The sequence below is a fragment of the Rhizobium sp. NPDC090279 genome, assembly GCF_044769665.1.
In the GTDB taxonomy this organism is placed as follows: domain Bacteria; phylum Pseudomonadota; class Alphaproteobacteria; order Rhizobiales; family Rhizobiaceae; genus Rhizobium.
Map to the genome: position 1 here is coordinate 67,698 of NZ_JBIVYI010000002.1, position 19,926 is coordinate 87,623.

19 protein-coding genes are annotated in these 19,926 nt (G+C 60.3%); 12 read left to right on the plus strand and 7 right to left on the minus strand.

Going from position 1 to position 19,926, the window contains the following annotated elements; translation table 11 throughout:
- From ACIQWP_RS04440 to ACIQWP_RS04460, 5 genes are all read left to right on the plus strand, one after another.
- Nucleotides 1–843 carry a carbohydrate ABC transporter permease gene (locus ACIQWP_RS04440; RefSeq protein WP_402782876.1) on the plus strand — a complete coding sequence of 281 codons (843 nt, stop codon included), beginning with the start codon at nt 1–3 and terminating at the stop codon, nt 841–843.
- Between the two features lie 11 nt (nt 844–854).
- Entirely contained in the window at nt 855–1,859 is a 1,005-nt protein-coding gene (locus ACIQWP_RS04445) for an ABC transporter ATP-binding protein (protein WP_402782878.1), read from the plus strand.
- A 147-nt stretch (nt 1,860–2,006) separates the two neighbouring features.
- Nucleotides 2,007–3,488, plus strand: a complete 1,482-nt coding sequence (locus tag ACIQWP_RS04450) for a mannitol dehydrogenase family protein (protein WP_402782880.1) — start codon at nt 2,007–2,009, stop codon at nt 3,486–3,488.
- Between the two features lie 98 nt (nt 3,489–3,586).
- Nucleotides 3,587–4,261 carry an HAD family hydrolase gene (locus tag ACIQWP_RS04455; protein WP_402782882.1) on the plus strand — a complete coding sequence of 225 codons (675 nt, stop codon included), beginning with the start codon at nt 3,587–3,589 and terminating at the stop codon, nt 4,259–4,261.
- A 20-nt stretch (nt 4,262–4,281) separates the two neighbouring features.
- Complete coding sequence (locus ACIQWP_RS04460; protein ID WP_402782884.1) at nt 4,282–5,865, plus strand: FGGY-family carbohydrate kinase; 1,584 nt, start codon at nt 4,282–4,284, stop codon at nt 5,863–5,865.
- A 5-nt stretch (nt 5,866–5,870) separates the two neighbouring features.
- Here the strand turns inward: ACIQWP_RS04460 and ACIQWP_RS04465 are convergent, their stop codons facing one another.
- Nucleotides 5,871–6,722, minus strand: coding sequence for a MurR/RpiR family transcriptional regulator (locus ACIQWP_RS04465; RefSeq protein ID WP_402784330.1), 852 nt, complete (start codon nt 6,720–6,722; stop codon nt 5,871–5,873).
- A gap of 253 nt (nt 6,723–6,975) precedes the next feature.
- Between ACIQWP_RS04465 and ACIQWP_RS04470 the strand changes: the two genes are divergently transcribed.
- Nucleotides 6,976–7,698 (plus strand): sulfate transporter family protein, encoded by a 723-nt coding sequence (locus ACIQWP_RS04470; RefSeq protein WP_402782886.1) that lies wholly within the window; start codon nt 6,976–6,978, stop codon nt 7,696–7,698.
- Here ACIQWP_RS04470 and nth read toward each other — a convergent pair.
- Nucleotides 7,695–8,498, minus strand: coding sequence for an endonuclease III (gene nth, locus ACIQWP_RS04475; RefSeq protein WP_402782888.1), 804 nt, complete (start codon nt 8,496–8,498; stop codon nt 7,695–7,697). The two genes, ACIQWP_RS04470 and nth, sit on opposite strands and share 4 nt — an antisense overlap.
- On the opposite strand from nth, the gene ACIQWP_RS04480 reads away from it, so the two are divergent.
- Nucleotides 8,497–9,000 carry a DUF2244 domain-containing protein gene (locus ACIQWP_RS04480; RefSeq protein ID WP_402782890.1) on the plus strand — a complete coding sequence of 168 codons (504 nt, stop codon included), beginning with the start codon at nt 8,497–8,499 and terminating at the stop codon, nt 8,998–9,000. The two genes, nth and ACIQWP_RS04480, sit on opposite strands and share 2 nt — an antisense overlap.
- Before the next feature lie 112 nt (nt 9,001–9,112).
- The gene (locus tag ACIQWP_RS04485) at nt 9,113–9,985 is read left to right on the plus strand and encodes a methylated-DNA--[protein]-cysteine S-methyltransferase (protein ID WP_402782892.1); all 873 of its coding nucleotides are present in this window, start codon (nt 9,113–9,115) and stop codon (nt 9,983–9,985) included.
- Between the two features lie 262 nt (nt 9,986–10,247).
- Here the strand turns inward: ACIQWP_RS04485 and ACIQWP_RS04490 are convergent, their stop codons facing one another.
- Nucleotides 10,248–11,237: a sugar-binding transcriptional regulator gene (locus tag ACIQWP_RS04490; protein WP_402782894.1), complete on the minus strand. Its 990-nt coding sequence runs from the start codon at nt 11,235–11,237 to the stop codon at nt 10,248–10,250.
- A gap of 500 nt (nt 11,238–11,737) precedes the next feature.
- Between ACIQWP_RS04490 and tal the strand changes: the two genes are divergently transcribed.
- Nucleotides 11,738–12,703 (plus strand): transaldolase, encoded by a 966-nt coding sequence (tal, locus tag ACIQWP_RS04495; protein ID WP_402782896.1) that lies wholly within the window; start codon nt 11,738–11,740, stop codon nt 12,701–12,703.
- Nucleotides 12,704–13,044: 341 nt separating this feature from the next.
- Here tal and ACIQWP_RS04500 read toward each other — a convergent pair whose 3' ends face one another.
- The 4 genes from ACIQWP_RS04500 to ACIQWP_RS04515 all read right to left on the minus strand — a co-directional run bounded on the left by ACIQWP_RS04500 (nt 13,045) and on the right by ACIQWP_RS04515 (nt 16,480).
- Nucleotides 13,045–14,208 (minus strand): CaiB/BaiF CoA transferase family protein, encoded by a 1,164-nt coding sequence (locus ACIQWP_RS04500; RefSeq protein WP_402782898.1) that lies wholly within the window; start codon nt 14,206–14,208, stop codon nt 13,045–13,047.
- A 1-nt stretch (nt 14,209) separates the two neighbouring features.
- Nucleotides 14,210–14,755, minus strand: a complete 546-nt coding sequence (locus ACIQWP_RS04505; RefSeq protein WP_402782900.1) for a MaoC family dehydratase — start codon at nt 14,753–14,755, stop codon at nt 14,210–14,212.
- Nucleotides 14,756–14,786: 31 nt separating this feature from the next.
- The gene (locus ACIQWP_RS04510; protein ID WP_402782902.1) at nt 14,787–15,623 is read right to left on the minus strand and encodes an amidohydrolase family protein; all 837 of its coding nucleotides are present in this window, start codon (nt 15,621–15,623) and stop codon (nt 14,787–14,789) included.
- Between the two features lie 65 nt (nt 15,624–15,688).
- The gene (locus ACIQWP_RS04515) at nt 15,689–16,480 is read right to left on the minus strand and encodes an IclR family transcriptional regulator (protein WP_402782904.1); all 792 of its coding nucleotides are present in this window, start codon (nt 16,478–16,480) and stop codon (nt 15,689–15,691) included.
- 212 nt (nt 16,481–16,692) lie between these two features.
- Here ACIQWP_RS04515 and ACIQWP_RS04520 point away from each other — a divergent pair, with 212 nt between their 5' ends.
- The 3 genes from ACIQWP_RS04520 (at nt 16,693) to ACIQWP_RS04530 (ending at nt 19,925) form a co-directional block, all read left to right on the plus strand.
- Nucleotides 16,693–17,976: a sugar ABC transporter substrate-binding protein gene (locus tag ACIQWP_RS04520; protein WP_402784332.1), complete on the plus strand. Its 1,284-nt coding sequence runs from the start codon at nt 16,693–16,695 to the stop codon at nt 17,974–17,976.
- A 186-nt stretch (nt 17,977–18,162) separates the two neighbouring features.
- Nucleotides 18,163–19,056 (plus strand): carbohydrate ABC transporter permease, encoded by an 894-nt coding sequence (locus ACIQWP_RS04525; protein ID WP_402782906.1) that lies wholly within the window; start codon nt 18,163–18,165, stop codon nt 19,054–19,056.
- A 2-nt stretch (nt 19,057–19,058) separates the two neighbouring features.
- On the plus strand, nt 19,059–19,925 hold the full coding sequence (locus ACIQWP_RS04530) for a carbohydrate ABC transporter permease (RefSeq protein ID WP_402782908.1): 867 nt from the start codon (nt 19,059–19,061) through the stop codon (nt 19,923–19,925).
- Nucleotide 19,926 lies beyond the last annotated feature (1 nt).

The following is a 19,926-nucleotide window of genomic DNA, read 5'->3' on the forward strand; positions in this document are numbered from 1 at the left end:
ATGGCACGCAAGATCACCACACAACGCAAGATCGTCGTATCGATCGCCGCCTGGATCGTGGCAATCCTCATCTTCTTCCCGATCCTGTGGACGATCCTGACAAGCTTCAAGACGGAAGGCGATGCGATCGCCTCGCCGCCGCAGTTCCTCTTCTTTCACTGGACGCTGGAGAATTACTTCGAGGTGCAGTCGCGCTCGGACTACTTCCTCCACTTCGGCAACTCGGTCATCATCGCCTTCGGTTCGACCATTCTCGGCCTGCTCGTCGCCGTTCCGGCCGCCTGGGCGATGGCATTCTCGCCGACCAAGCGGACCAAGGACGTCCTGATGTGGATGCTGTCGACGAAGATGATGCCGCCGGTCGGCGCCTTCATCCCGATCTATCTGCTGTTCCAGGGTTTCGGTCTCCTGAACAACCAGTTCGCCAGCCGCCTCGGCATGGTCGTGGTGCTGATGCTCATCAACCTGCCGATCATCGTCTGGATGCTCTACACCTACTTCAAGGAAATCCCCGGCGAGATTCTCGAAGCCGCCCGCATGGACGGCGCGACACTCGCCAAGGAGATCATCTACGTGCTGACGCCGATGGCGATCCCCGGACTTGCGTCGACGATGTTGCTCAACATCATCCTCGCCTGGAACGAGGCCTTCTGGACGCTCAATCTCTCCGCGGTCGACGCGGCGCCGCTGAGCACCTTCATCGCCTCCTATTCCAGCCCGGAGGGCCTGTTCTATGCCAAGCTCTCGGCGGCATCGACCATGGCGATCGCTCCGATCCTGATCCTCGGCTGGTTCAGCCAGAAGCAACTCGTTCGCGGCCTGACCTTCGGCGCGGTTAAGTAAGGAAGAGAAACATGGGTAGCATTGTTCTCAAACAAGTCTCCAAGGTCTTCGGCGAAGCCAAGGTCATCCCTTCCATCGACCTCGAGATCGACAATGGCGAGTTTGTCGTGTTCGTCGGCCCGTCCGGCTGCGGCAAGTCCACGCTGCTGCGGCTGATCGCCGGCCTCGAAGACGTCTCCGGCGGACAGATCCTGATCGACGGCAAGGACGGCACCAACCTGAAGCCCTCCGAACGCGGGCTTGCCATGGTGTTCCAGTCCTACGCGCTTTATCCGCATATGAGCGTTCGCAAGAACATCGCCTTTCCGCTGAAAATGGCGAACATGCCGCAAGCGGAAATCGACAAGAAGGTCGCGGATGCCGCGCGCGTCCTCAACTTGACGGATTATCTGGAACGCAAGCCGCGCCAGCTCTCCGGTGGTCAGCGCCAGCGCGTCGCCATCGGCCGCGCCATCGTGCGGCAGCCGGCGGCCTTCCTGTTCGACGAGCCCTTGTCGAACCTCGATGCGGCGCTGCGCGTCAACATGCGTCTCGAGATCAGCGAGCTGCACCAGCAGCTGAAAACGACAATGGTCTATGTGACGCACGATCAGGTCGAAGCCATGACCATGGCCGACAAGATCGTGGTGCTCAATCGGGGCAATATCGAGCAGGTGGGCTCGCCGCTCGAGCTCTATCGCAGCCCGCGCAACCTCTTCGTCGCCGGCTTCATCGGCTCGCCGAAGATGAACTTCGTCAAGGGCGCCTATGCGCAGAGCCTCGGCGGCGACACGATCGGCGTGCGGCCCGAACATACCCTGCTGTCGACCACTGCGGGCGACTGGCAGGGCAAGGTGCTCGTCGCCGAACATCTCGGCTCCGACACTTTCCTGCATATCGACGTCGACGGGATCGGATCGGTGACAGCGCGGGGCTCCGGCGATTTCCCGGCTCGGGCCGGCGACACCGTCTACCTGACGCCCGACAAGGCGCATATTCACCGGTTTAATGCCGAAGGGCTGGCGATCTCGGCCTAAAAATTAAGGCCGTGCGCGACCGGCGCGCATGGCCAGTGCATTTCTCGCGGTTCGTATCCATCGATCCGCGCGGACGGGCAAGCATACCAGCCGGCGCGGCCTTCCCAAACCGCCCGGAGCCAAAGACCTTTCAGAAGGACCAGAGACATGACGTGCAAATTATCGCTCGCAACTCTCCAGGAGGCGGCTGCAACGGCGGCCATCCCTGCTTACGACCGGAAGTCGCTTTCGGCGGGCATCGTGCATTTCGGTGTTGGCAATTTCCATCGCGCCCATCAGGCCGTCTATCTCGACGATCTTTTCAATGCCGGCCAGAATCATGACTGGGCCATCATCGGCGCCGGCGTCCTGCCGTCCGATGCCGCCATGCGCGAAAAGCTTGCCGCTCAGGATTTTCTGACAACCGTGGTCGAGCAGGACAACAACCGCACGGCTGCACGCGTGACGGCGCCGATGATCGGCATCCTGCCGGTCGGCGACGCCAAGGCCATCGTCGCCAAGCTCGCCGACCCGACGATCCGCATCGTCTCGATGACGATCACCGAGGGCGGCTACTTCATCGATGCTTCGGGCAAGTTTAATCCCGCCCATCCGGCAATCGTTGCCGACGGGCAGAACCCGGATGCGCCGAAGACGGTGTTCGGTCTGATCGTGGCCGGCCTCAAGGGGCGCCGCGCCGCCGGCCTGCAGCCCTTCACCGTCATGTCCTGCGACAATATTCCCCATAATGGCGGCGTCACCAAAGCGGCCGTCGTCGGTACGGCGCGTCTTTCCGATCCGGCTTTTGCCGATTGGATTGCCGCGAACGTCGCCTTCCCGAACGGCATGGTCGACCGTATCACGCCGGCAACGGGTGCGCGCGAGATCGACCTGCTGAAGGAGGCCTTCGACATCGAGGACAATTGGCCTGTGTATTGCGAAGAGTTCAAGCAATGGGTGCTGGAAGACAATTTCCCGGCTGGCCGTCCGGCGCTGGAAAAGGTCGGCGTCACCTTCGTGCCCGACGTCACACCCTATGAGCACATGAAGATCCGCATCCTCAATGGCGGCCATGCGGCGATTGCCTATCCGGCGGCGCTGATGGATATCCATTTCGTGCATGAAGCCATGGAAGAGCCGCTGATCCGCGCCTTCCTCGCCAAGCTTGAAAACGATGAGATCATCCCCGTCATCCCGCCGGTGCCGAATACTGTGCTTGCCGATTACTTCAAGCTGATCGAGCGGCGCTTCGCCAATCCGAAGATCGCAGACACCATTCCGCGCCTCGCGCAGGACGGCTCGAACCGCCAGCCGAAATTCATCCTGCCATCGACGGCCGATCGCCTTCGCCGCGGCGAAGATATTGTCGGCCTCGCGCTCGTCTCTGCCCTCTGGTGCCGCTACTTCGCCGGCAAGACCGACAGCGGCAAGGAGATCGTCTTCAACGATGCCAGCGCAGATCGGCTGCATGAGGCCGCTCTCAAGGCCAAGGACGATCCGAATGCCTTCCTTGCCCTCGACGACATTTTCGGCGATGTCGCCAAGTCGGATCTCTTCCGCAAGCGCTTCGCGCATGCACTGAAAACGCTGTGGGAAAAGGGTACCCGCGTCACCCTGCAGCTATACTTGGACAACAAACTCGCGGAATAATTTTCAACGGCCGGACTTCTCCTGTTCCGGCCGTTTTCCATTGCCATGCCGGTCAATCAGGCCGGCGGGACAACAACAGAATTCGGGTTGGATCTGTGATGACGGGTGCGGAAACAGGGCTCGTAATCTTCGATTGCGATGGTGTGCTTGTCGACAGCGAACCGCTGTCGGTCAGCGTGCTCATCCAGGCGATGCGTGATGTCGGCGTCGAGATGAGCGAGGAGGATGTCTATAGCCGCTTCCTCGGCAAAAGCCTGGCGACGCTTGTCGACACGATGCAGACGGAGTTCGATGTCTTCATCGACCAGGCATTTCTCGATCGCATCCGCAACGATCTCTATGAACGCTTCAAACACGAATTGAAGCCGATCGACGGCATTGGGGCCACACTGGATGCGCTTGCGCTTCCGCGCTGCGTCGCCTCGTCGAGCCAGCTGGAGCGCATTCGCCTCTCGCTCGGCGTGACCGGGCTTCTGGACAAGCTGGAGCCGAATATTTTCAGCGCCACCATGGTCAAGCGCGGCAAGCCCGCGCCGGATCTCTTTCTTTACGCCGCCGAAAAGATGGGTGTGCCGCCGAAGGATTGCATCGTCGTGGAAGACAGCCCCGCGGGGATTACGGCGGCGCGCGCGGCCGGCATGACGGTCTTTGCCTTCACCGGCGGTTCGCATGCGCATTCGCCGAGTTACCGGGCGGAGCTGGAGCAGCTTTCGCCGGAAGTCGTGTTTGACGCGATGCCGGAATTGATACAACTTGTCCGCAACAAGAGATAAGTGGTCGGGACCTCTTTTGCATGCGTGATCACGTGGTTGCGGTCGATATCGGCACAGGCAGCGCGCGCGCCGGTGTCTTCACGGCGAGCGGCTCACTGCTGGGAAAAGGCGAACATCCGATCCTGATGAATCGCCCGCGTGAAAACCACGCCGAGCATGATTCCGAAGACATATGGGCTGCCGTCTGCACCGCCGTTCGCGTGGCCGTAAAGGCGTCCGGCGTTGCGGCATCCGTCATCGGCGCGATCGGTTTCGATGCCACCTGCTCGCTGGTGGTGCGCGACCGTGATGGCAGGCAGCTGACTGTTTCCACCGGCGGCGAGAAGAGGTTCGACACCATCGTCTGGCTCGATCACCGGGCTTTGGCCGAGGCGGACTACTGCACGGCGACGAGGCATGCGGTTCTCGAATATTCCGGGGACTTCATGTCGCCGGAAATGGAAATGCCGAAGCTGATGTGGCTGAAGGAGAATCTGCCGGAAAGCTGGGCCGAGGCCGGCCATTTCTTCGACCTTGCCGATTTCATGACCTGGAAGGCGACGGGCTCGCTTGCCCGATCGCGCTCGACGCTGGTGGCGAAATGGAATTATCTCGCGCATCGCAAGCCGGGCTGGCAGGCGGATTTTCTCAATGTGATCGGCCTTGGCGACCTGCGGGAGCGCGGCAGCCTGCCTGAGGAAAGCGTTCCCGTCGGCCGGAGTATTGGTACGTTGACAGCCGAGGCGGCAGAGGCGCTGGGGCTCGACCGCGCCTGTCATGTCGGCGCGGGCATGATCGATGCCTATGCCGGCGCGCTTGGCGCGCTTGCCGCGCATGCCGTCGACGCTGGCACATTGGAGCATCAACTGGCGCTGATTGCCGGCACATCGAGCTGCGTCGTGTCCTTCGTGCGCGAGCGCAAGCGCAGCACCGGCATGTGGGGACCCTATTACGAAGCCGTCTTCCCGGGCATGTGGCTTGCCGAGGCCGGACAATCGGCAACGGGCGCGTTGCTCGACCATATCGTCAGCATGCATGCGGCCGGTGGAACTCCGACGGCGATGCTGCATGACCGTATCGTTCGGCGAATTGCAGAGTTGCGGCTTGCCGAAGGCGATTCGCTTGGCGGGCGCATCCATGTGCTGCCTGATTTTCACGGCAATCGCTCGCCGCTTGCCGATCCGCACGCTCTGGGTGTCATCAGCGGCATGACGCTGGATTCATCTTTCGACGGTCTCTGCCGGCTCTATTGGCGCACCAGCGTCGGCATTGCGCTCGGCATCCGTCATATACTGGAGCGGATGCGGGATTACGGCTATGTGCCCGACACGCTGCATGTTGCCGGCGGCCACGTGAAAAATTCAGTGCTTATGGAGCTTTATTCCGACGTCACCGGCTGCAAGGTGGTGATCCCGAGGATGAACGAGACGGTGCTGCTCGGCACGGCCATTGCCGCTTCCGTCTCCTGCGGTCTCCATGAAAGCCTGGCCGTAGCCGGCGCCGCGATGCACCCAGGCGGCGATGAAAGGCTGCCGAATGCGGAAAGGAAGGCATTCTACGATCGCGATTACCGGCGCTTTCTCGCCATGTATCGCCATCGTGCGGAACTGGATGCCATGGAATAGGCGGCTTACCGAAGCGGCGTCTGGGCGAACATGCCTTGAAGCTCTTCTATGCGACGAATTCGCATTTCCGCCGTTTCGCCAGCGGCTTGAACCACGGCGATTGCCAGATACTCCAGCAGCGCCATCATGGCTGAAAGGCTTTCGCGGCTGCTGGGGCGCTGAGGCGGCAGGGACAGCGTGATATTTGCGAATTCATGCGCCCATTCCGTAAATTGACCGGTCACCAGCAATACCTTGCAGCCGGCGCGGCGCGCGGAACGAGCCAGCAGACGCGACGCGACGAAGCTCGGGGAGTCGATGACAACAAGCAGCCCGTCATCGGCTGGCTCGCCGAACAGCTCGATGTAGCTGCCATTGGCGCCGTCGAGGAACAGGACCTGATCGCGGGCAAAGGCCAGTCGGTCGCTGAAATAACGGCCAATCCCCGCGAGGTTGGGGTGAGAGGTAATGAAGACATTCCCGGAAGACAGAATTGTTGCAACCGCTTCCTGCCATTGCGGCTGGCCGGCGAGGTTGTAGATATACTGCAGCATCTCGACCTGTTCGGCGATCTGGGTCGCAAGCGGATGGCCTTCGCTTGCGTCCTTCTGAAGCTGTTCGAGGATGTTGGGCAATTGCGACGAAAGCGTGGGTGCATTCTCCTTGAGATGCACCTTTATCCCGTCCAGACCGTGATAGCCGAGCGAACGCAGAAACCGTCCTACCGTCATCGGGCTCAGCTCCAGCCTGTCGGCAACCGAGGAAGCTGTTTCGAACGGCAGTTCATTTAAGTGTTCAGAGAAATACTTAGCAATTCTTCGTTCGGCCGGAGTGCCGATCTTTATATATTGTCTAAGTTTCTGACTAAGGTCTTCCAAATTTTGCGCCTCGTTGATGGTCTTTTCGATGTTCGGTCGCACCAATTGCTGTGTCAATTGGCCATTCAAATCTGATCGGGCGGCCGATCTTGTTGCTGTTGTTGTTCTTAATGTGGCGTACAGAATATATTAGTGCAAACTGTATTACAATAATTCAAATTTTTAATTGACACATTCATATATCTACGCGGGATATTGATATCGGTGCAACTGCTCCTTAGGTGTCCGATTGCCACCAAAAGAGGTAGACCGAATGATTGCCCTTGCTGCCCGCCGTTCTTTTGAAAACCTCTTTGCGCCGGAGACGCGCAAGGTTTTCTGGAAGGTTCTTGGCCTTACGCTGCTGGCGCTCGCCGTGCTCTGGTTCGCACTGCGCGGCGCCTTCAATTCCTTCGCCTTGCCTTGGCTGCAAGGCTTCATGCCATCCACATCGGACTGGACGGGCTGGTTTACGCTCTTCCTGGCCATCTTTGCCGGCATCGCATTGGCATTGGCGATGGCACTCCTGATCTCGCCGGTCACGGCGCTGATCGCCGGGCTGTTTCTCGATGATGTCGCCGAAGTTGTAGAAAAGCGCGACTATCCGGGCGATGCGCCCGGAACAGCCATGCCGATCGCCGCTGCGATGAAAAGCTCCGTGCGGTTTCTCGGCGTCGTCATCGTCGGCAATGTCATAGCGCTATTTCTGCTGTTCATCCCGGGCGTCAATCTGATCGCCTTTTTTCTGGTGAACGGCTATCTGCTCGGCCGGGAATTCTTCGAGTTTGCCGCCATGCGCTTTCGCTCGCCGGACGAGGCGCGGCAGTTCCGCGTCAGGCACGCCCTCACGGTCTTCCTCGCCGGTCTGGTGATTGCCGCTTTTCTGGCGATCCCGCTTCTCAACCTGCTGACGCCGCTGTTTGCCGCCGGCATGATGGTGCATCTGCACAAGCTGATCTCGCACAAGGAAGCGAGCCGGCGGTTGGGGCAGGCTTAGCCCGCGGCTTCCGCACCAATGATCTGCGCGGGCAACTCGACGAGGGGCGCGGGTATGTCCCATGTCTTTTCCGGCGAGCGACAGAGGTCGGCGATCACGCAGCGCTCGCATTCGGGCTTGCGTGCCTTGCAGCAATAGCGCCCATGCAGGATCAGCCAATGATGCGCGTGGTAGAGATATTGATCCGGAATGATCGCCATCAGCCGCTGCTCGACCTCATCTGGCGTCTTGCCGGGGGCGAGCAGCAGCCGGTTGGCGATGCGGAAGATGTGGGTGTCGACGGCCATGGTCGCCTGACCGAAAGCCATGGATAGGACGACGTTCGCAGTCTTTCTGCCGACGCCGGGCAGGGTTATCAGCTCCTCGCGCGTTCGCGGCACTTCGCCGCCGAAATCCGTGATCAGCTTTTCCGACAGGGCGACGACGTTCTTCGCCTTGTTGCGGTAGAGACCGATCGTCTTGATGTAGTCGCGAATGCGTTCCTCGCCGAGATCGAGCATCTTCTGCGGGGTATCGGCGATTGCGAAGAGGGCGCGCGTCGCCTTGTTGACTCCGGCATCGGTCGCCTGCGCCGACAATGCTACGGCGACGACCAGCGTGAAGGGATTGACGTGTTCCAGCTCGCCCTTCGGTTCCGGCCGCTGGATGGAAAAGCGCCGGAAGATCTCTTCCAGATCCGCTTTGGAATAGAGGCTCCTTCCGGCCGACTTGCGGCCTGCGGTCGCATTTGACTTTTTCGCGGTTTGGGCGCTGGATTTGGTCTTAGGATTTGCCATGAACGACCTATACTCAAGTCCCATGACCGAACGCAACGCCGATACTGCGGCAGACGGCAACAAGCCGGTTTTCGCTGCCGAATTGTTTCCCCATCGCTCGCTCGGACGAAAGGGGTTCAAGGTGATGCTGGCCTTGGCCGGCACTTTCTGCCTCTTCTACAGTATCATCTTCGTCACGCGCGGCGCCTGGCCGGTCGGCATCTTCTTCGGCGCTGATTTTCTGCTCCTTTATGGCGCCTTCTGGCTCAACTACCGCTCCGGACGCGTGCGCGAAGAGGTGACGGTATCGCGTACCAATGTGTCCATCCGCAAGTTCTCGCCGACGGGGCGGATGGTCGAGCATCGCTTCAATCCGTTCTGGACGCGGTTCCTGGTTCGCCGGCATCGCGAAATCGGGGTCGTGTCGATGCATGTGCGCGACAGAAGCCACGACACGGATGTCGGCTCCTTCCTCAATCCGGAGGACCGCGAGAGTTTTGCCAAGGCCTTCAAGCGCGCCCTGGCGACGGTCACGCAGAGGATATGAACGGGTTCCCCGAAATCAGCAGCATCACATTTTCGCAGACAGCCCGTCTGCGCAAGAAACGGGTGGTTTTACCCGCCCCGCCGTGGTTTTCTCCTTTCCAAGGAGAAAGATTATGAATGCGATTGCACAGCTGAAGAAAGACATTACCCCGGAAGGTCAGGATTACGAGACCGTCCGGCAGGTTATCGAGCTCATCACCGAGGAATATCGCGATCAGCCGTCGCTTGAAATGCTTGCCGATCGGCTCGGCCAGTCGCCGACGCAGCTGCAGAAGACGTTTACCCGCTGGGCCGGCCTGTCGCCCAAGGGTTTCCTGCAGGCGGTGACGCTCGACCATGCGAAGCGTCTGCTGCGCAAGGAAGACCTGCCGCTGCTCGAAACCTCGTTCGAAGTCGGCCTTTCCGGCCCGAGCCGGCTGCACGATCTTTTCGTCACGCATGAGGCGATGTCTCCCGGCGAATGGAAGGCCAGGGGCAGCGGCCTGGTGATGCGCTACGGATTCCATATCTCGCCCTTCGGGCTTGCCCTGATCATGGTCACGGATCGCGGTCTTGCCGGCCTTGCCTTCAGCGATTCCGGCAATGAGAGGGCCTGCCTGGAGGACATGACCTGCCGTTGGCCGAATGCCGAGTTCATCGAGGATCGGCAGGCGACCGCGCCTTACGCGGTGCGCATTTTCGAACGGTCGAACTGGTCGGGCGATCAGCCGTTGCGGGTGGTGCTGATCGGTTCGGATTTCCAGCTGCGCGTCTGGGAGAGCCTGCTGAAGATCCCTATGGGCCGGGCCGTGACCTATTCCGATATCGCCAGCGATATCGGCCAGCCAAAGGCGATGCGGGCCGTTGGAGCGGCCGTCGGCCGCAACCCGATCTCCTTCGTCGTGCCTTGCCATCGCGCGCTCGGCAAGAACGGTCAGCTGACGGGCTATCATTGGGGCCTGACGCGCAAGCGAGCCATGCTGGGTTGGGAATCGGGGGATGCTTGAGGGAGTATTTTCTTGGAGGTATTGAGTTTGTAGAGCGTAGGTAACCCCCCTCTGTCCCTTTCGGGACATTTCCCCCACATGGGGGGAGATTGTTGGGAGTTTGCCGCCCGTTCTCTCCGAAACACTAAATTGCAGTTTCAGTAGATTCTATGTTTGCTTGAGGCGAGAGGCCGCCGCGAGTTACCAATCTCCCCCCATGTGGGGGAGATGTCACGAAGTGACAGAGGGGGTATGCACCCTCCGCAAACTCGGATTCATTTGCTCAAGCAGCCTTCGCCATAGCCATCTGCAGCAGCGCCTTCGCCGCACTTTCGTCGGTGATCAAGGTATTGCAGCCGATGCGCTTGATGGTGGCGCTGATCGCCCGGGCGCGGTGAGCGCCGCCGGACGATATGACGATGTGCTTGGCTTTCTTCAGCGTATCGAGATCCACGGACATCACGCGCTTGTTGATGGGGTGATCGACGGAATTGCCCTCGGCGTCGAGAAAGTTGAACATGGTGTCGCAGACGCAGCCCATGTCGATCAGCTCCTCCAGCTCGCGCTTCGAGATGAAACCTTCCGACAGCGAGGTCGATTGCGGGCCGATATCGCCGCAGCTGACGATGGCGAGATCGAGGTTTTCCGCCAGCCGGTAGATGGCTTCCAGCCCGCATTTTTCGACGAGATTACGCTTGGTCTCGACGGAATCGACCAATAGCGGCGCCAGGAACATGTAGCATTCCGCGCCGAGCTGGCTCGCCAGGCGCCACGTGTAATCGATGGGATTGGTCTGGTGGACGGCGACGATGCCGCCGAGCAGCGAGACCACCTTGCAATTGTCGCGGCGGGTCGGGCGGAAGCTTGCGAGCGAGGCCGTCATCGTGCGACCCCAGCCGACGCCGATCGTATAATTGTCGGGGATGGCTTCCGTCAGAAACTGGCCGAGCGCCAGGCCGACGCTCTTTGCCTGCGCGTTGACGTCGCCGTTCGCCGGCTCGGGAACGACGATCGCCTCGTCCAACCCGTAAGTGCGTTCCAGCTTGATCGCCAGCTCGACGCAGTCGTCGATGCCTTCGGTGATCCAGATCTGCACCTCGCTGCGGCGCATGGCCTCATCCAGCAGGCGGATGACGGTGGTGCGGCTGATGCCCAGCTGCTCGGCAACATCCTTTTGCGTCAGACCCTGGTTGTAATAGAGCCATGCGGCGCGAAGCCTCAGGGAGGAGGTCTCCGAATAGGCGGTATGGGTTCCGCGTCTCAGTTTGGCCACAGGTCCTCCGAAATGATTGTCGCATGCGCCTTTTAGGATCATGATCACTCCGGAAAACGAAATGGAGCGATGGCGGATGACAGGAGCGGGCGAGATCGGCTCTTCTGCTGCCGATATTCTATGACGTGAAACTTATGTCAATCGAATTGCACAAATGTCCTTGACTTTTCCGTGCGAGATTGCTGATAGTCGGCGGTGAGGAATTCGGTCTTGTCCAATCGAGGAGGACAATGTGCGAGTGCTGCTGCGAGCAAGTGCCAGACCGGACAGGGAGCCATATAGGGCGCCCGGTGCCGGTGAAAAGCCTGATTGCGGAAGGTTGTCTCCCCGTCGCTCGACCGTTCACCGGAAATGGAACTCTAGCGCTTTTTATCCCGTTACCTGAACATAGGAGAAGGAAGGCCGCACTCTGACGCCTTCGGCCCTGCCCGACGAAAAGACCGGATCTGCCGCCCGCCATCTCCCATCCCAATGGGCCTCATTCAACAAGGATACCTGTTATGACTTCCAAGCTTGATCAACTCCGCGCCATGACCACGGTCGTGGCCGATACCGGCGATATCGAGGCAGTCGCTCGCCTGAAGCCGGTGGATTGCACCACCAACCCGACCATCGTCTTGAAGGCACTCGGCACGCCGATGTTCGCCGACGCGATCAAGGAAGCCGTCGCCTGGGGCAAGCAGCAGGGCGGCGCCTCGGAAGCCGTCGTTCATGCCGTTGCCGACCGTCTGGCGATCTCCGTCGGCGCGGCACTTTCCAAGCTGGTTCCCGGCCGTGTCTCGACCGAAGTCGACGCCGACCTGTCCTTCAACACTGAAGCCTCGCTCGCCAAGGCCCGTGCGATCATCGCTTCCTACAAGGAGCGCGGCATCGAGCGCGACCGCATCCTGATCAAGCTTGCTTCCACCTGGGAAGGCATCCGCGCCGCCGAAGTGCTGCAGAAGGAAGGCATCGACTGCAATCTGACGCTGCTTTTCAGCAAGGCTCAGGCCATTGCCTGCGCCGATGCCAAGGCGTTCCTGATCTCGCCCTTCGTCGGCCGCATCCTCGACTGGTACAAGAAGTCGACCGGTAAGGACTACACGGCAGAGGAAGATCCGGGCGTCGTTTCGGTCCGTGAGATCTACAATTACTACAAGGCCAACGACATCAAGACGATCGTCATGGGCGCCTCCTTCCGCAACACCGGCGAAATCGAAGCGCTGGCCGGCTGCGACCGCCTGACGATCAGCCCGAACCTGCTGGACGAACTCGCCAAGGACGAAGGCAAGCTGGAGCGCAAGCTCTCGCCGGAAAACAAGACCGCCGTCTCCAAGATCGCCGTCGACGAGAAGACCTTCCGCTGGATGATGAACGAAGACGCAATGGCAACCGAGAAACTCTCCGAAGGCATCCGCGCCTTCGCCAAGGATCTCGGCACGCTGCGCGCCATGGTCAGCAAGGAGCTGCAGCTCGCTGCGGCCTGAAGGTGAGATTGGCTCTCTCTTTGGGGAGCCATGATTTTGAGAGGGTGTCGCAGGGATGCGGCGCCCTCTTTGTTTCGGGGGATAGGTTGGGACTTTGAGTTTGCCGCGCCTGTGATACCCCCCCTCTGTCACTTCGTGACATCTCCCCCACAAGGGGGAGATCGTTAGGAGTTTGCCGCGCCATTCCCGAAAAGATCTAAAAACGCTGTTTCCGCAGGTTATGTGATTGTTGTTTTGCGACGACGGCGCTGCGGGTTACCAATCTCCGCCCTTGTGGGGGAGATGTCACGAAGTGACAGAGGGGGGTGCGCAGGTGCGGCAGACAAAAAGTGCGCGACGACCTACCGATCCCCAAGAAACTCCACCCTGACCTTGTCCGACTGCCCACCGATCGTTGGCGCCGCTACCTCATTTTTCGCTCTGACCCCATTGACCCGGATCGGGCTTGCCGTGGTACGCACGGAGACGCCGTCATCGCGGGTGACGGTCTGCAGCATGTCGAGTTGGCGGAAGGCGGCGCTTTGCAGCAGTTTCGGCCAATCCAGCACTTCGGCCGCCCAGATGTCGGCGGGCTCCAATAGATCGAGCCATTCGCGAACCGTTTTGTCCCGCAGGCGGCTGACAAGCAGGCTCTTGATCTCGTCACGGCGTTGGAAGGCATCGTCCGGCGTGTAGTCGGCAAGTGTGGGCAGCTCGAGCAGCGGCGCGAGCTTCGACAGCGGCATCATCGCCAGCGCCAGCCAGCCGTCGGCGCAGCGATAGACGCCGTAGGGGGCGGCGAGATAGGCGTGGGCGTTGCGCACGGCGGATTTCCGCGGCAGACGGCCGCCGTCGTTCAGATGCGTGGTCAGCACCTCGAACTGAAAATCGATCAGCGCTTCCAGCAGGCTCGTTTCCACACGCACACCGCGTCCGGTCATACCGCGTCGCACGAGGCCGGCGAGGATTGCCTGGACAAGGAGATTGCCGGCCAGCATGTCGGCGACGGCGAGCCCGAAGGGCACGGGACCGTCATCGGCTTCGCCGTTCAGCCACATGACGCCGGAGCGGGCCTGGGCCAGCAGATCCTGTCCAGGGAAGTGACGCCATTCATTGTCGGGGCCATATCCGGTGATGCTGCCATAGACGATGCGCGGGTTGATCGCTGCAACGGACGCGTGGTCGAGGCCAAGCCGCTCGATAACGCCGGGGCGAAAATTCTGGATGATGACGTCAGCCTTGGCGATCAGGGCGCGCAGCTCCTTAAGGTCGTTCTCGTCCTTCATGTTGACGGCGAAGCTTTCCTTGCCGCGGTTGATGGCATGGAAGAGCGTGGAGTCGCCGCCGATCTCGGTGTCGCTGAGATAAAGCCGGCGGCAGAGATCGCCACCATCGGGTCGCTCGATCTTGATGACGCGCGCGCCGAGATCGCCAAGCCGCAGCGCCGCCATCGGGCCGGCAAGAAACTGGCTCATATCCAGCACGATGATGCCGGAGAGCAGGCCTTCTTCGTTATCTTTGCTCATGTCAGACCTTCAGCGGTGGCGCGTCCGCCGGCCGGCCGTTCTTGTAGCGCACAGTCTGAATATGCTCGCAATAGAGCACGAGTTCGCCTTCGCCCTTGAACACCTCATACGAGGAGCGGATCAGGCCGAGTTCAGCATATTTCGGCTGCTTATCCAGATTGGTGCGGATGGTGTAGATCGTGTCGCCGATGAAGGTCGGCTTGATGAAACGCAGCTTGTCGTAGCCATAGGAGAAGGCGTTGACGCAGTTGGTGGCCACAAGCCCGAGGCCGGCGGAAAAGACGAAGGCGCCGGCGACGAGCCGCTTGCCGAACAGGCCTTCGGTTTCGGCGAAGATCTGATCGCTGACGTAAGGATGCATGTCGAGCACCAGCGCGTTGAACTGCTGGGATTCGCCTTCCGAGATCGTGCGGCGCAGAGAGCGGATCTTGTGGCCGACCTCGAAGTCCTCATAGAACCAGTTTTCCGCGTTCCAGACGGGAATTTCGGCGTGGTCTGCCGGCATGGTTTTCGGATGGGTGCTGGATATGCCGACGGTGGCGGTCATGGGATTGTCTTTCGATGGAAAACCTCCGGTCTCAGAGAGACCAGAGGCGCTTGGCATTCAGGTGATAGAGGCTGTTGCGTTCGTCAGCGCTTACGCCCTGCATCAGCGCATGAGTGGCGGCGACCCAGGTGGAGAGATTGCCGCCGAGCGTGCAGACCGGCCAGTCGCTGCCCCAGATGACGCGATCCCAGCCGAAGCTTGCTATGCAATGTTCGACGAAGGGGCGCAGCGTTTCCGGTGACCAGTTGTCGGGATCGGCATAGGCGACGACGCCTGATATCTTGACGATGACATTCGGGCGCTTGGCAATGTTTGATATTCCGGCAGACCAGACCTCGCTGAGCTGCTTTTTGACAGCAGGCACACCGCAATGGTCGAGAATGAACTGGACGTCGGGATTGAGATCGGCGAGCGCGATCGCTTTTGAAATCTGATGCGGTAGGACGCAGAGATCGAAGGTCAGGCGGGTGTCGGCGAGCCGCTTCAGGTTCTCGCGGAACAGCGCGCCTTCAGAGACATCATCAGGCACGACATGCAGGACACGGCGGAAGCCCTTGACGAAGGGGTCGGCCAGCACGCGTTCGAGATAGGCGGGAAAACCGGTGTTCTCAGGGCGGCAGGCGGCGATGGCGCCGCGCAGCAGGCTGCCCGGCTCGCGGCTGAGGCGTTTGACATAGTCCGTCTCCCGCTCGATATCGTCCTCGGCGACGTCGACTTCCATATGAAGCGTATCGGTGATCCCGAGGCGTTTGGCCTCGCGGGCATAGTCCTCATAGAGGCTGTCGCGATTAAGCGCGCCGGCCTCAGCCAGCCAGGGATAGGCCAGCCGTTTCCGGTCGACGATGTGCAAGTGGCTGTCGAAAAGCATGGCGTTCCTCCCATACCTGCTTGCTCAACATATACTCACAGAAGAATAGTTTATTCAAATAGAAATTATAGCTCGGCCTTGTCGACTGTGCCGGCCACGGTTTCGGAGATCTGCTTTGCCGCTTCCCGCGCATATTCGACAACCTGCTCGCGCGTGGGCGCTTTCGGGTTCACGGGCTCGATATAGGGGCACGTCAGCGCCGCGAGCGCGTTGCCATCCATCGCCAGCACGGGCGCGGAAATGTTGTAGACGCCGCTCGTCTGCAGGCTGTTCATGGTTTCGAAGCCCTTTTCGCGGATCGCCGAGAGCTTTTCCTCGAGATCGGGAGGCGGCTCCTCGGTATCCTGCTCCTGGCGCCTCTGCTCGTTGATCATCATCTGGCGCTGCTTTTCGTCCTTGAACGCCAGCAGAATATGGCCGGAGCCGGTATTGTAGAGATTGATCTGAGCGCCGACGCGGATGGAGATGCCCCAATAGGTCGGCGAATCCTGCTGGGCGATGACGGCGACCGAGCCGCGGTCGTAGATCGCCAGATGACAGGCCTGCTCGGCGCGGTTGGAGAATTCGCGCATCAGCGGCGTGGCGAAGGACACGAGCCGGCGTACCGGCGCGTGATAATGCGCAAGCCCGAACAGCTTCAACGTCAGATAGAAGCGATCGCCATCCTGCCGCTGCACGTAGCCGCGCCGCACCAGCCGATCGAGCATCCGATAGAATTCGTTGGGGCTCTTGTTCAGCGCCTTGGCGATTTCGGCCTGCGTCAAGCCGCCGTCGATCGTTGCCAGCAGCTCCAATATGTCTAGCCCCTTGTCCAGGGCCGGCGCGCGGTAGCGGTCACTGTCGTCTTCTACACTCATCAATGAGTCCCCCATGCCAAGAAACATGAATCGTCATTCATATATGAATGAATGCATTTTACAAGCGCGCGATCACGGCTTGACGGTCAATGAATAAGATGTTTACTTATAAATCATTGATCCATATTTGGGTCGAGAGGGCAATCGGACAAGGGGTCCGGTTTTTGGGAGGAATTTCGATGAGGAATTGGAAAGCCGGTCTTGCTGCCGGCATGATGGCATTGCTTGCGGGCACTTCGGTCTTCGCCGCCGATCTGCCGGGCAAATTTCCGGGCGTGACGATCGACGCCAAGCTCATCGGCGGTCAGCAATATGAGCCGCTTTACGCGCGCATTGCCGAGTGGGAGAAGGAGACGGGCGCCAAGGTCAACATTCTCTCCAAGAAGAACCATTTCGAGCTCGACAAGGAAATCAAGTCCGACATGGCATCGGGCAGCATCTCTTGGTGCGTCGGCTCGAACCATTCGTCCTTCGCGCCGCAGTATCCCGACCTCTATACCGACCTCGGCAAGCTGCTGCCTAAGGAAGAGATCGCCCAGTTCGTTGATTCCACCATTCAGGCCTCGACCATCGACGGCCGCCTGATCATGCTGCCGCGCGCCCAGTTCGACGTTTCGGCGCTCTATTATCAGAAGAGCCTCTACAACGACGAAGCCAAGAAGACGGCCTTCAAGGCGAAGTACGGCTATGATCTCGCGCCGCCGAAGACCTGGAAGGAAGTATCCGATCAGGCGATCTTCTTCTCCAATCCGCCGAACTTCTTCGGCACGCAGTTCCCCGGCAAGGAAGAGGCCATCAACGGCCGCTTCTATGAAATGCTGGTCGCAGAAGGCGGCGACTATCTCGACAAGGACGGCAAGCCCGCCTTCAATTCCGAAGCCGGCGTGCGCGCGCTCGACTGGTTCGTCAACATGTACAAGGCGAAGGCCGTTCCGGCCGGCACGACCAACTATCTGTGGGACGATCTCGGCGCCGGTTTTGCCTCCGGCTCGATCGCGCTCGATCTCGACTGGCCGGGTTGGGCGACCTATTTCAACGACCCGAAGTCCTCGAAGGTCGCCGGCAATGTCGGCGTTGTCGTGCAGCCGGTCGGTTCGTCGGGCAAGCATACCGGCTGGTCCGGCCATCATGGCTTCTCGGTAACGGAGGCTTGCGCCCACAAGGATGCCGCCGCTTCGCTCGTCTGGTTCCTGACCAACGACGATTCGCAGAAGCTCGAAGCTGCCAACGGCACGCTGCCGACCCGCAAGGCGGTCTGGGAGTGGGACATCCAGCAGGCTGCTTCCGATCCTTACAAGAAGGAAGTGCTGAGCACATTCCAGGAGTCGATGAAGTACGCCTTCCCGGTTCCGCGCACGCCGCAATGGATCGAGATTTCCAACGTCGTCTATCCTGAACTTCAGGCTGCCATTCTCGGCGACAAGACCTCGAAGCAGGCGCTCGATGCTGCTGCCCAGAAGGCCACCGATGTCCTGAAGGATGCCGGCGCGCTTTAAGCGATGCAATCGAAGCCCCGTGTTTCCAGGAGCGCGGGGCTTTCACAAACTGACTTCGAGAATCGTTTTTGATCGGCGCCGCGAGGGGCCGGTCGGCGCTGCCGGTTTTCCGCCGGGTCTCGTCCCAAGCAATTCATTCTATGCAGTCCGGGCCATGCTGCCGAGGAATGCCGACAGGTGCAAACCATGTTCAAAAAGATATCTCCGCCGGTCCTGCTTCTTCTTCCGGCGATCATCGTCCTTGTGGCCGTGGTGCTGTTCCCGTTGCTTCTGTCCTTCTATTCCAGCTTCACGCCGTTCCGCCTGACGCGACCCGCGACGCTCTTCACCTTCATCGGCCTGCGCAACTACATGCGCATTCTCACGGACCCGGTGTTTCTAGCCGCTTTCGTGCGCACCGTCGTGCTGCTGACGATCGCGCTCAATCTGGAAATGCTGCTCGGGCTGGGACTGGCTCTTCTGGTCAACAAGGCGACGCACGGCAAGCGCATCCTGCGTACGCTGATGATGTTTCCGATGATGTTTTCGCCCGTGCTCGTCGGCTTCCAGTTCAAATTCATGTTCAACGACAATGTCGGTATCATCAACAATGCCCTGCAATCCCTGGGCATCACAAACGATGCCATCCCGTGGCTGATCGACGGCAATCTGGCGTTGTTTTCGATCATCGTCGCGGAAGTCTGGTCGTCGACCTCTGTCTTCGCCATCCTCATTCTGGCCGGCCTTTTCGCCATGCCGCAGGAGCCGGTCGAGGCCGCCAAGGTAGACGGCTGCACCAGCTGGCAGACCTTCCGCTATGTCACCTGGCCGTTCCTGATGCCCTTTGCCTTCATCGCCATGACGATCCGCTCGCTCGACGTCGCCCGCGCCTATGACATCGTCAAGATCATGACCGATGGCGGTCCGGCGCGGCGCACGGAGCTGATCTGGACGCTGGTCGGGCGTACCGCTTATGCCGACGCACAGATGGGGCTTGCCAACGCCATGGCTTATGTCTCGATCATTCTTTCGATCGCCTTCACAGTCTATTTCTTCCGTAAGCTGGCCCTTGCCCGCACCCAGATCGGAGCGGAGTGGTAATCATGGATCGCAACGCTCAACAACGCCTGCAGCGCCGCCTGCGTAAAGTCGCCTATCTCATCGGCCTCTTCATCGCGATGCTCATCATCTGCCTGCCGGGCCTCTGGATCATCATCAGCTCGCTGCGCCCGACAGTGGAGATCATGGCGAAGCCGCCGGTCTGGATCCCGCAGGAACTTTCTCTCGAAGCCTATCGCTCGATGTTCAGCGGCGTGGGGCAGGGCGGCATCCCCGTCTGGGATTATTTCCGCAATTCGCTTGTTATCTCGATCACCTCGACAGCGATCGCGCTCATCATCGGCATGTCCGGCGGCTATGCCTTCGCCCGCTTCCGTTTCCCGGGCAAGTCGAGTGTGTTCCTGGGGCTGATGCTGACGCGCTCGGTGCCCGGCGTCGCCCTGTCGCTCCCGCTGTTCATGGTCTATGCGCGGCTTGGGATCATCGATACACATTTCGGCCTCATCCTCACCTATGTCGCGCTGAACGTGCCCTTCACCATTTGGCTGATCGACGGCTTCTTCCGGCAGGTGCCGAAGGATCTCGCCGAGGCGGCCCAGATCGATGGCTGCACGCGCTGGCAGGCTTTCTGGCAGGTGGAATTTCCGCTTGCCGGTCCCGGCATCGCGTCTGCCGGCATCTTCGCCTTCCTCACCTGCTGGAACGAATATGCACTGGCCTCGCAGTTGACGCGCTCGGTCGATTCGAAGACGCTCCCGGTCGGCCTGCTCGACTACACGTCCGAGTTCACCATCGACTGGCGCGGCATGTGTGCGCTCGCGGTCGTGATGATCATTCCGGCGCTCGCTCTCACTTTCATCATTCAGAAGCATCTGGTGTCGGGTCTGACATTCGGTGCGGTCAAAGGTTGAT